The organism is Geodermatophilus sp. SYSU D00758, from assembly GCF_054049955.1.
In genome coordinates this window covers 37,725-49,374 of sequence record NZ_JBJGYK010000021.1, presented here as the reverse complement: position 1 = coordinate 49,374, position 11,650 = coordinate 37,725, and the positions used below count along the sequence as shown (strand labels likewise).

7 protein-coding genes are annotated in these 11,650 nt (G+C 76.9%); 5 read left to right on the top strand and 2 right to left on the bottom strand.

The features are described from left to right. Positions 1-59 precede the first annotated feature (59 nt). Positions 60-407: a PH domain-containing protein gene (locus tag ACI8AC_RS16300; RefSeq protein ID WP_456898873.1), complete on the bottom strand. Its 348-nt coding sequence runs from the start codon at positions 405-407 to the stop codon at positions 60-62. Beyond that, on the bottom strand, positions 404-1,285 hold the full coding sequence (locus ACI8AC_RS16295; protein ID WP_456898872.1) for a helix-turn-helix transcriptional regulator: 882 nt from the start codon (positions 1,283-1,285) through the stop codon (positions 404-406). The genes ACI8AC_RS16300 and ACI8AC_RS16295 overlap by 4 nt, the downstream gene beginning before the upstream one ends. Positions 1,286-1,452: 167 nt before the next feature. Here ACI8AC_RS16295 and ilvD point away from each other — a divergent pair, with 167 nt between their 5' ends. The 5 genes from ilvD to ilvN all read left to right on the top strand — a co-directional run bounded on the left by ilvD (position 1,453) and on the right by ilvN (position 11,637). Continuing rightward, positions 1,453-3,156, top strand: coding sequence for a dihydroxy-acid dehydratase (ilvD, locus tag ACI8AC_RS16290; RefSeq protein WP_456898871.1), 1,704 nt, complete (start codon positions 1,453-1,455; stop codon positions 3,154-3,156). 325 nt (positions 3,157-3,481) lie between these two features. Continuing rightward, positions 3,482-6,181, top strand: coding sequence for a putative bifunctional diguanylate cyclase/phosphodiesterase (locus tag ACI8AC_RS16285; protein ID WP_456898870.1), 2,700 nt, complete (start codon positions 3,482-3,484; stop codon positions 6,179-6,181). Beyond that, a complete protein-coding gene (locus ACI8AC_RS16280) occupies positions 6,181-8,889 on the top strand; it encodes a putative bifunctional diguanylate cyclase/phosphodiesterase (protein ID WP_456898869.1) in 2,709 nt (902 codons plus the stop codon). Before ACI8AC_RS16285 ends, ACI8AC_RS16280 begins: the two co-directional genes overlap by 1 nt. A gap of 272 nt (positions 8,890-9,161) precedes the next feature. Then, positions 9,162-11,033 carry an acetolactate synthase large subunit gene (locus ACI8AC_RS16275; RefSeq protein ID WP_456898868.1) on the top strand — a complete coding sequence of 624 codons (1,872 nt, stop codon included), beginning with the start codon at positions 9,162-9,164 and terminating at the stop codon, positions 11,031-11,033. Between the two features lie 64 nt (positions 11,034-11,097). Continuing rightward, positions 11,098-11,637: an acetolactate synthase small subunit gene (gene ilvN, locus ACI8AC_RS16270; protein WP_456898867.1), complete on the top strand. Its 540-nt coding sequence runs from the start codon at positions 11,098-11,100 to the stop codon at positions 11,635-11,637. Positions 11,638-11,650: the final 13 nt, after the last annotated feature.

The following is an 11,650-nucleotide window of genomic DNA, read 5'->3' as shown; positions in this document are numbered from 1 at the left end:
CGATCGTGGGCCGGCGGCGTGCCGGCGGGGCGGAGCCCACCCGGGACCGGGTGCCGCTGTCAGGCCGCCGGGTCGGGGATGCGGCCGTCCGAGAGGGCGGACAGCCGGGGCAGGTCCCCGGCCCGCAGGACCGGCAGGCGCAGCTGCGTGCCGCGGGTGGTCACCAGCCACAGCGCACCCCGGTCGCCCACGCGGATGCCGGCCAGCTGGGCCCAGGGCACGTGCCGGTGCCCGGCCAGCGAGCGGACGGTGATGCCGTCGGTGGTGACGTCGACACCGGTCCGCAGCACCCAGGCGGCGGCCACCAGCGGGACGACGAGGACGACCAGGGCCCAGGGCGCGGCGGAGGCCAGGGGGACGGTGCAGACGGCGAGGACGACGACGGGCAGCAGGGCGGTCCGGCTCATCCGGAGTCGGGCAGGGAGGGCCACGCCTGCCGAGTCTCCCAGCCCGGGGGTGCGGCTCCACCGGCCAGCGCGGTGAGCTTGGCCGCGGCGTCGCCGCCCTCGGCCGCGGTGTAGACGACCAGCTGCAGGCCCGGGGCGTCGGACGGCGTCACCTGGTGGTGCTCCAGGAGGAGGGTGCCGACCTCGGGGTGCTCGAAGCGGCGCTCGGCGGAGCTGAAGCGGTCGACGTCGTGGCTGGCCCACCCGGCGCGGAACTCCGGGCTGGCCGCCTCCAGGCGAGCCACCAGGTCGGTGACCTCCCGGTCGGCCAGCCGGGGCCCGACCTCGGCGCGGAACTGGGCGAGGAAGCGCCGGCTGTCGCCCGGCCAGTCGGCCAGCAGCCGGCGCACCGCCGGGTCGGTGAACACCAGCCACAGCAGGTTCCGGTCGGCCGGGGCCACGGCGGCCACCCCCGGGTAGAGCCGCTCGTAGGCGCGGTTCCACCCGACGATGGACCACCCGGCGGTGATGGCGTAGGCGGGGGAGGGGCCGAGGGCGTCGAGCAGCCGCTGCACGTGGGCGGGCATGCCGTCGTCCGCGCCGGCCGGGGAGGCGCCGTCGTGGCCGGCCAGCCGCAGCACGTACTCGTGCTCGGCGGCCGACAGCCGCAGCGTCCGGGCGAGCGCGTCGACCACCTGCCGGGAGGGGTGGATGTCGCGCCCCTGCTCGAGCCACGTGTACCAGGTGTGGCTCACCCCCGACAGCAGCGCGACCTCCTCGCGGCGCAGTCCGGGGGTCCGGCGCACGCCCCCGGCGGGCAGCCCGGCCGACCGGGGGTCGACCTGGCGGCGGCGCGAGCGCAGGAACTCGGCCAGCTCGCGGCGGGCGGGGGTGGGCACGGGCGGCTCCGGGCGCGTGGTGGTGTCGGTACCAGTATCACCGGCGTCTGGGGGACGCCGTCCGGCGCGCCTACCCTCCTCGCGGGGGGCGCGCGGGCGCGCCCTCTCGCAGGAACGAGAGCACGGCCCGTCGGCGCGACGTCGGCGAGCGCCAGCGAGGAGAACGAGTGACGACCGTCGAGGACCCCCGCACCACCGCCGCCGACGTCAAGCCCCGCAGCCGCGAGGTCACCGACGGCATCACCCGGGCCCCCGCCCGCGCGATGCTGCGCGCGGTCGGCATGGGCGACGACGACTGGGACAAGCCGCAGGTCGGCGTCGCGTCGTCGTGGAACGAGATCACCCCCTGCAACCTGTCCCTGGACCGGCTGGCCAAGCGGGCCAAGGAGGGCGTGCACGCCGCCGGCGGCTTCCCGCTCGAGTTCGGCACCATCTCGGTGTCCGACGGCATCTCCATGGGCCACGAGGGCATGCGCGCCTCCCTCGTCAGCCGCGAGGTCATCGCCGACTCGGTGGAGACGGTGGTGTTCGCCGAGCGCCTCGACGGCACCGTGCTGCTGGCCGGCTGCGACAAGTCCCTGCCGGGCATGCTCATGGCCGCCGCCCGGCTGGACCTGGCCAGCGTCTTCCTCTACTCCGGCTCCACGCTGCCCGGGAAGCTCGGCGACCGCGACCTCACGATCATCGACGTCTTCGAGGGCGTCGGGGCCTGCGCCCGCGGCCTGATCAGCCGCGAGGAGCTGGACGCCATCGAGAAGGCCGCCTGCCCCGGGATGGGCTCCTGCGGCGGCATGTACACCGCCAACACGATGGCCAGCGTCGCGGAGGCGCTCGGGATGGCCCTGCCCGGCAGCGCCGCCCCGCCAGCGCCGGACTCCCGGCGCGACGCCTTCGCGGTGGCCTCCGGGGAGGCCGTGGTCAACCTGCTGCGCAAGGGGATCACCGCGCGGCAGATCATGACCCGGGAGGCCTTCGAGAACGCGATCACGGTGGTCATGGCCCTGGGCGGGTCGACCAACGCCGTCCTGCACCTCATGGCGATGGCCCACGAGGCGCGGGTCGACCTCACCCTCGAGGACTTCAACCGCATCGGCGACCGGACGCCGCACCTGGCCGACGTGAAGCCCTTCGGCCGGTTCGTCATGACCGACGTCGACCGGGTCGGCGGCGTCCCCGTCGTGCTGCGCGCGCTGCTCGACGCGGGGCTGCTGCACGGCGACGCGCTCACCGTCACGGGGAGGACGATGGCCGAGAACCTGGCCGAGATCGCCCCGCCGGACCCCGACGGCGCGATCATCCACGCGATGGCCGACCCGATCCACCGGACCGGGGGCCTGACCATCCTGCGCGGCTCGCTGTCGCCGGACGGTGCGGTGGTGAAGTCCGCGGGCTTCGACGCCGACGTCTTCGAGGGCACCGCGCGCGTCTTCGACGGCGAGCAGGGGGCCATGGACGCCGTCACCGACGGCACGCTGCAGGCCGGGGACGTCGTCGTCATCCGCTACGAGGGCCCCAAGGGCGGCCCGGGCATGCGGGAGATGCTGGCCGTCACCGGCGCGATCAAGGGCGCCGGCCTCGGCAAGGACGTGCTGCTGCTGACCGACGGCCGGTTCTCCGGCGGGACGACGGGCCTGTGCGTGGGCCACGTCGCCCCCGAGGCCACCGAGGGCGGGCCGATCGCGCTGGTGCAGGACGGCGACCGGATCCGGCTGGACCTCGCCGCGCGCACCCTCGACCTGCTGGTCGAGCCGGCGGAGCTCGACCGGCGCCGCCAGGGCTGGCAGCCACTGCCCCCGCGCTACACCACCGGGGTGCTGGGCAAGTACGCCAGGCTGGTCGGCTCGGCCGCGCAGGGCGCCATCTGCGGCTGAGAGAGGACCCCTCGCCCCCCGCCGTGGAAGGACCCCCGGAAGGACCCCGGAAGGACCCCTGGAAGGACCCCGTCCTCCCCGCCCCTCGCAAGCTCGGGGCGGTGCCCTGGACGGGGCCGCGCGACCCCTCGCAGGCTCGGGGCGGTGCCCGGGACGGGCCGCGCGACCCCTCGCAGGCTCGGGGCGGTGCCCGGGACGGGCCGCGCGACCCCTCGCAGGCTCGGGGCGGGCCCCTGCGAGGGGGCCGGGCCGGGGCCCACCCCATCGGGTGAGCCCCGGCCCCCGTCGGCTGTGCCGCCGGCCGCGGCCTGCCGAAGCCCGGGGTGTGGACAGGCTCAGGTGGTGGCTCCTCGGCAGCGCCGTGCCCGCCGGGCTCGCCTGCGCGGTGCCGGCGGCCACGCTCGGCCCGGGCCGGCCGGCCGATCTCGCGGTGGCGGCGCTCGGCGTGGCGACCGCGGCCCTCGTCTGGGCGGTCGGACGGCGGCGCCAGGCCGGCGCGCGCGGCTGGCGGCTGATCGCGGTCGCGCCCCTGTTCCCGGTCGCCGGGTACGGGCTCACCGCGGTGGTGCAGCCGGCCGACCCGGTGCAGGCCGTCGTCCTGCGGTGGCTGCCCACCGTCCCCGGCTACCTGCTCGCCGTCGCTGGCCTGCTCACCCTGGTCAGCTGCCGGCGACTCGGCGGCGGCCGCCGCGCGGTGGTGGAGCTGGCCCTGTTCTGGGTCGCCTGCCTCGTCGTCGTCCAGCTGCTCGTGGTCGGCCCCGGGCGCAGCTGGCCCTCCCTGGGCGCCGGCACGGGCCTCCTGCTGGCCGCCGCCGTGCTCGTCACCTCCGCCGCCATGGCGGCGGCCCTGGTGGTCCTGGGCAGCGTCGAGGAGCGGCGCCAGCCCATGGCGCTGGCCCTGCTCGGCGGGGCGGCGCTGCTGGTGACCGGCCGCGCCCTGGCCACCTCCGCGGCGCTGTACGGCGCCTGGGCGGTCGAGGACGTCAGCCGCTTCCTCGTCGTCGGGGGCCTGGTCTCGCTGGGCGCGGCCGTGCTGCTGGACAGCGGCGCGGGCGGAGATCCCGGCACCCGCCCGTCCGGGCGCGCGACCCGCCCGACGCAGCTCGGTCAGCTGCTGCCGCACGTGGCGATGGTGGTCGCGGTCGTCGTCCCGGCCGTCGCCGTGTTCAGCGGCCGGCTGCCCGGTGTCACCGACGTGGCCGGCTCCGTGCTCTGCGTCCTGCTCGCCGTCGTGCACCGCTGGGTGACCACCCGCGACGACCAGTCCCTGGCGGCACGTCTGCGGCGCAGCGAGGCCTACTTCCGGTCCCTGGTCAACTCCAGCGGGGACGCGGTGCTCATCCTGGACGGGGACCTGCGCGTCACCTGGGCCGCCCCCGGCCTGGCCGCGTCCCTGGGCGCGGCCGCACCGGCGGTGACCGGCCGTCACCTGCTCGAGCTGGTCCACCCGGACGACGTCCTCCCGGTGGGCCGCGCCCTGCGGCCCGGCGGCGCGGCCGGCACGGCGACCCCGCTGGTCCTGCGGCTGCAGGCGGCCGACGGCACGTGGCGGGCGCTGGAGGCGAACGTCTCCGACCTGACCCGCGACGCCGACGTCGGCGCCGTGGTGCTGCACTGCCGCGACGTCACCGAGCGGCTGGCCCGCGAGCGGGACCTCGAGCAGGTGGCCTTCACCGACCCGGTCACCGGCCTGCCCAACCGGGCCGGCTGGACCCGGCTGGTGGGGGACGCGCTCGCCACCGGCCGGCGGGGACCTGCCGAGCGGGGGAGCGCCGCCGCACGGGCGGCCGCCGCGCGGGGCGCGGACCGGACGTGCGCCAGCATCCTGCTGGTCGAGCTGCACGGCCTGGACGAGGTGCGCGAGCACGCCGGCCGGGACGTGGTCAGCACCGTGCTCGTCGAGGTCGGCCGGCGGCTGCGGGCCACCGTGCGCGGGGACGACGCGGTGGCGCGGGTCGGCGGCGGCGCGTTCGCCGTCCTCTCCGAGGGCCCGGATCGCACCGTCGACCTGCTCGCCGACCGCTGCCTGGCGGTCCTGGAGCAGCCGATCCCCACCGCGGCCGGGGTGTTCGACCTCGGTGCCAGCGTGGGCGTCGTCGAGCTGGACCCCGGGGTGTCGGTCACCGAGGTCCTCGCCCGCGCCGAGCTCGCCGTCCGGGCGGCCGCCGCGTCGGGCCCGGGCACCGCCTGCCGCTACCGCCCCGCGCTGAGCAGCGCCGAGGAACGCCGCGCCCGGCTGCGCGACGACCTGCCCGGCGCCTGGACCCGCGGTGAGCTGTCCGTGCTGTTCCAGCCGGTCGTCTCCCTGGAGGAGCACCGGGTGGTCGGGGTCGAGGCGCTGCTGCGCTGGCAGCACCCGGAGCTGGGGGAGGTGCCTCCGGCGGAGTTCGTGCCCATCGCGGAGCGGGCCGGCGTGATCGGCGACCTCCAGCGCTGGGCGCTGCACCAGGCCGCCGCCGCGGCGACGGCGCTGCCGGGGAACGGGCCACCGTTGCGCCTGGGGGTGAACATCTCCGCCTCGCACGTCGCCGCCCGCACCCTGGTCGGCGACGTCGCGGAGGCGCTGCGCTGCACGGGCCTGGCCCCCGAGCGGCTGATCCTCGAGATCACCGAGGCGACCGTGCTGGCCGACGGCGAGTACGTGCGGCTGGACGTCGAGGCGCTGCGGCTCATGGGCGTGCACGTGGCCCTCGACGACTTCGGCACCGGGCAGTCGTCGCTGGCCCACCTCACCCGGCTGCCCATCGACGTGCTCAAGCTCGACCGTTCCTTCGTCTCGCGGGTCGACCGGGACCGGAAGGCCCGTGCGCTGTGCGAGTCGGTCGTGGCCATCGGCCGCGCCCTGGGGCTCGACGTGGTGGCCGAGGGCGTGGAGACCCCTGCCCAGCTGGGCGCGCTCCAGGGGCTGGGCTGCGGCTTCGCCCAGGGCTTCCTGCTGGCCCGGCCCATGACCGCGACCGCCCTGGCCGCGCTGCTCGACACGGGGGCCGGGGTGCTGTGGCCCGGGCTGGTCGGGTCGCGGTGATGGGCAGCCCGGCCGCGCTCCCGGCCCGGCCGCGGGGGACGACCGCGGTCCTCGCCCTGCTCGGGGTCCTGGCCGTCGCCGCCGTGCTGCTCGCGGCGGTCGCGCCCACCTCCGGGCTGGTCCCGCTCTGCGTGGCGGCGGGCGCGCTCGCCGCCGCGGCGGTGCTCGACCGCACCGGTGCCGGCATGCCCGGCCGGCGCGGGCTGCCGTGGCGGCTGCTGGCGCTGGGCGGCGTGCTCCTGGCCGGCGGGCAGGTCCTGGCCGCGGCCGGGACCCCGCCGGTGCTGGGCGGGCTGCTCGCGCTGGCCGGCGTCCCGGCCCCGGTGGTGGCCGTGGCCCTGCTCCTCCCGCGGCGCCGGCGCGGGCTGGGGTCGCGGGTGGCCCTCGACGGCGCGGTGCTCACCGTCGCCGTGGTGCTGATCGGCTCCCTGCTGCTCGCCGACGTGCTCGCCACGGTCGACCAGCTGCCCCGGGGCGTGGTCGCCTCCTACCCGTTCCTCGGCGCGGTCCTCTGCGGGGTGGGCCTGGTCGCGGTCACCGCGGTCGCCCCGCCCCGCCGCCGCGCGGCGGGCTGGGTGCTGGCCGGCTGCACCGCCATGGCCGCTGCCGCGACCGCCGACGCGCTGGCGTCGGCCGGTGCCGCACCGGCCGCGCTGCCCGCCGTCCTGTGGCTGGCCATGCTCGCCGCCACGGTGGCCGGGTCCGCCGCCGACCCCCCGCGGCCACCGGCCGTGGGCCGCGACGTGGCCGTGCCGCTCCGCGGCGTGGTCGTCGCCGAGGGGCTGGCCCACGCGGCCCTGCTGCTGCTGGTCCTGCACGCGCTCGCCGGCCGGCTCCCGGCGCCGCACGAGGCCGCCGCCGCGGCGCTCCTCGTCGTCCTCTCCGCGCTGCGCGCGGCGCTGTGGGCGGCCGACAACCGCCGGGTGACGCGGCGGCTGCAGCGCACCGAGAGCTACTTCCGCGCGCTGCTGGACAGCGGTGACGCGGTGACGGTCGTCCTCGACGAGGGGGGCCGGGTGGGCTGGGTCTCCGGGCCCGTCGAGGACCAGCTCGGCTGGACCGAGCCCGACCTCGCCGCCCGCGCGCTGGAGGCGCTGCTGCACCCCGGCGACCGGGGGCTGGTCCGCCGGGTCCGCGCGGCGGTCGCCGCCGGTGCGCCGGTGCCCGGGCTGCCGGCGACGGTCCGGCTGCGCTCCCGCTCCGGCCGCTGGCGGGACCTGGAGGTCTCCGGCGCCGCTCCCGCCGGCCGCGGCGACGGCGTGGTCCTGCACCTGCGCGACGTCAGCGACCGGCGCAGCACGCAGCGCGAGCTCGAGCGGCTGGCCTTCACCGACTTCCTGACCGGCCTGCCCAACCGGGCCCGGTTCATGGCCGCGCTGGAGGAGGCCGTGCTGCGGCCCGACCCCGGGTGCCTGCTGCTGGTGGACCTCGACGGCTTCAAGACCGTCAACGACGTGGCCGGCCACGACGCCGGCGACCGGCTGCTCGCCGCGGTCGCCGACCAGCTGCGCTCCGCCGCGCGGGAGGACGACGTCGTGGCCCGGCTCGGCGGCGACGAGTTCGCGCTGCTGGTCCCGGCGGACCGGGAGGAGGCCGCCGGCCTGGCCGAGCGGCTGGTGCTGGTGCTGGACCAGGCGCACCGGCCGACCGCGCCGGACGGCAGCCCGCAGCCGGGACCGGTCTTCCCCGTCTCGGGCAGCGTCGGGCTGGCCGAGATCGTGCCCGGCGACGACCCCACCGAGGCCGTGCGGCGGGCCGACCTGGCCCTGCGCACCGCCAAGGCCGCGGGCAAGAACTGCGTGCGGACCTCGGGCGAGGCCCTGGACCGCGCGGTCTCCCGCCGCGCCCGGCTCGCCCAGGACCTCCCCGGCGCGATCGAGGGCGGCCGGCTGGGGCTGGTCTTCCAGCCCGTCGTCGGCGTGCACGAGCGCCGGGTGCTCGGGGTGGAGGCCCTGGTGCGCTGGCAGCACCCGGTGCTGGGGGCCGTCCCGGCCGACGAGCTGGTCTCGCTCGCCGAGGACGACGGCCTGGTGGTGGCCCTCGAGCGCTGGGTGCTCGGCGCGGCGACCGCCGTGGTCGCCCCGCTGCTGGCGGCCGGCCGGGACCTCCAGCTCGGGGTGAACGTCTCCGTCCGGCACCTGCAGGCCGGGTGCCTGGTCGCCGACGTGGCGCACGCCCTCGCCGCCTCCGGTCTGCCGCCGCACCGGCTGATGCTCGAGATCACCGAGTCGGCGCTCATGGGCGGGGACGACCGCATCGACGGGGACATCGCCGCCCTGCGCGAGCTCGGGTGCGTCCTGTCCCTCGACGACTTCGGCAAGGGGTACTCGACGCTGGCCCGGCTGGCCCGGGTACCGGTCGACGTCCTCAAGATGGACCGGGCGTTCGTCGCGCACATCGAGGCCGACCCGCGCACCCGGGCGCTGGTCGCCGGCGTGGTGGACCTCGGCCGGACGCTCGGCATGGACGTCGTCGCGGAGGGCGTCGAGACGCCGGGCCAGCTGGCCGCCCTCCGGTCGCTGGGCTGCCGCTTCCTGCAGGGCTGGCTGCTGGCCCGGCCGGTGCCCGCCGCGGAGCTGCCCGCGGTGCTCGACGGGTTCGCCGCCGCCGTCCTGGACGCCGCCGTCCTGGACCCCGCCGTCCCGGCGCCGGGGTTCCGTCCCACGCACGAGGGCCCGGGTGTCCAGCTGGTGGGACGCGGTGGTTGACGTCCGGGCGCGCCGGGCGCACAGTGGTCCCGTGCGCCCGGCCTGCCCGCTCCTCGTAGTCGCCTAGCGCGCCGGTCCTCCCGACCGACGCGCGTCACCCCTCTGTGCCTGCGGCACGAGGGGTTTTTCGTTTGCGGGCCCCGTGCACCCCCGGGCGGACGGACCAGAGCCCGCGCCCGCAGGCAGCCGAGCCGCACACCGCCGCCCCAGCCGACGGCCCCTCCACGGGGGGACCAGGACGACGGCCCCCGAAGGGCCCAGGAGACGTCGAGATGAACAGCACCACCCCGGGCGAGTCCGCCACCCGAGAGGCCGCCGCCGCGCTGACGGGGGTCGAGACGACCGCCCGCTCGCTCGCCGCGGCCGCCGCCGAGCCGGCCACCGGCATCACCGGGGCGCAGAGCCTGGTCCGCGCGCTCGAGGCCGTGGGCGTCGAGGTGGTGTTCGGCATCCCGGGCGGGGCGATCCTGCCCGCCTACGACCCGCTGTTCGACTCCGCGGTGCGGCACGTGCTGGTCCGGCACGAGCAGGGCGCCGGGCACGCGGCCACCGGGTACGCCCAGGCCACGGGGCGGGTCGGCGTCTGCATGGCCACCTCCGGCCCGGGCGCGACCAACCTGGTCACCCCGCTGGCCGACGCGCACATGGACTCGGTCCCGGTCGTGGCCATCACCGGCCAGGTGCCCAGCGCCTCGATCGGCACCGACGCCTTCCAGGAGGCCGACATCCGCGGCATCACGATGCCGATCACCAAGCACAACTTCCTGGTCACCGACGCCGACGAGATCCCGCAGCGGATCGCCGAGGCCTTCCACCTGGCCGCCACCGGCCGCCCGGGCCCGGTCCTGGTGGACATCTCCAAGGACGCGCTGCAGGCCACCACGGACTTCACCTGGCCGCCGCGGATGGACCTCCCCGGCTACCGGCCCACCACCCGCCCGCACGGCAAGCAGGTCCGCGAGGCCGCCGCGCTGATCGCCGCGGCCCGCCGGCCGGTGCTGTACGTCGGTGGCGGCGTGCTCAAGGCCTCGGCCACCGAGGAGCTCGCCGAGCTGGCCCGGCTCACCGGTGCCCCGGTGGTCACCACGCTCATGGCCCGCGGCGCCTTCCCCGACAGCGACCCGCAGCACCTGGGCATGCCGGGCATGCACGGCACGGTGGCCGCGGTGACCGCGCTGCAGAAGGCCGACGTCCTCGTCGCCCTCGGCGCCCGCTTCGACGACCGGGTCACCGGCCGGCTGTCCTCCTTCGCCCCCGAGGCGCAGGTCGTCCACGCCGACATCGACCCGGCCGAGATCGGCAAGAACCGCAAGGCCGACGTCCCGATCGTGGGCGACGCCCGCGAGACGATCGCCGAGCTCGTCGTGGCGCTGCGCGCCGAGCACGAGGCCGGCCGCACGCCGGACCTCGCCGCGTGGTGGACCCAGCTGGACAGCTGGCGGGAGCGCTACCCGCTGGGCTACGACTGGCCCGAGGACGGCGCCCTGTCGCCGCAGTACGTCATCGAGCGGCTCGGCGCGATCGCCGGCCCGGACGCCATCTACGCCGCCGGCGTCGGCCAGCACCAGATGTGGGCCGCGCAGTTCATCTCCTACGAGAAGCCCGGCACCTGGCTCAACAGCGGCGGCCTCGGGACGATGGGCTACGCCGTCCCGGCCGCCATGGGGGCGAAGTACGGCTGCCCCGACACCACCGTCTGGGCGATCGACGGCGACGGCTGCTTCCAGATGACCAACCAGGAGCTGGCCACCTGCGCCATCGAGGGCATCCCGGTGAAGGTCGCCGTCATCAACAACGGCAACCTCGGGATGGTCCGGCAGTGGCAGACCCTCTTCTACGAGGGCCGCTACTCCAACACCAAGCTGCACCCGGTGGGCGAGGACGGGAAGCCCAAGCCCGTGCGCATCCCGGACTTCGTGGCGCTGGCCGAGGCGCTGGGCTGCGTCGGGCTGCGCTGCGAGAGCAAGGACGCCGTCGACGCGGTGATCGAGAAGGCCATGGCGATCGACGACGCCCCGGTGGTCATCGACTTCGTCGTCGGGCACGACGCCCAGGTCTGGCCGATGGTCGCCGCGGGCGCCAGCAACGACGACATCCTGGCCGCGCGGGGGATCCGCCCGGTCTTCGGCGAGGGCCAGGTCTAGCAGGACGCCCCGTCCCGAGGGCCGCCCCCGGCCTCCGTCGCCACCCCGAAAGGAACCCTGCGCAATGACACGGCACACGCTGTCGGTGCTGGTCGAGAACAAGTCCGGTGTGCTGGCCCGCGTCTCGGCGCTGTTCAGCCGCCGCGGCTTCAACATCGAGTCCCTCGCCGTCGGGCCCACCGAGAACCCCGACCTGTCCCGGATGACGATCGTCGCCGACGCGGAGAGCGCGCCGCTCGAGCAGATCACGAAGCAGTTGAACAAGCTGGTCGAGGTCATCAAGATCGTCGAGCTGGAGACCCCGGCCGCGGTGGAGCGGGAGCTCCTGCTGGTGAAGGTGCGGGCCCCCATGGCCGACCGCACCCAGGTCCTGCAGACCGCCGAGCTCTTCCGCGCCCGGGTGGTCGACGTCAACACCGACACGGTGACCCTGGAGGCGACGGGCACCCCCGACAAGCTCCAGGCGCTGCTCGCCGTCCTGGCCCCGCTCGGCATCAAGGAGATGGCCCAGTCCGGGACCGTCGCCCTCGGCCGGGGGCCCAGGTCGATGTCCGGGTCGATGACCGGCGCCGGTACCTTGCGCCCGGTCGACCGCACCGCCTGAAAGGACCCGTCCC

Bases quoted from the DNA above. Each gene is read 5' to 3' on its own strand.
- ACI8AC_RS16300 (WP_456898873.1), bottom strand. From the start codon at position 407: ATGAGCCGGACCGCCCTGCTGCCCGTCGTCGTCCTCGCCGTCTGCACC.
- ACI8AC_RS16280 (WP_456898869.1), top strand. From the start codon at position 6,181: ATGGGCAGCCCGGCCGCGCTCCCGGCCCGGCCGCGGGGGACGACCGCG.
- ACI8AC_RS16275 (WP_456898868.1), top strand. From the start codon at position 9,162: ATGAACAGCACCACCCCGGGCGAGTCCGCCACCCGAGAGGCCGCCGCC.
- ilvN (WP_456898867.1), top strand. From the start codon at position 11,098: ATGACACGGCACACGCTGTCGGTGCTGGTCGAGAACAAGTCCGGTGTG.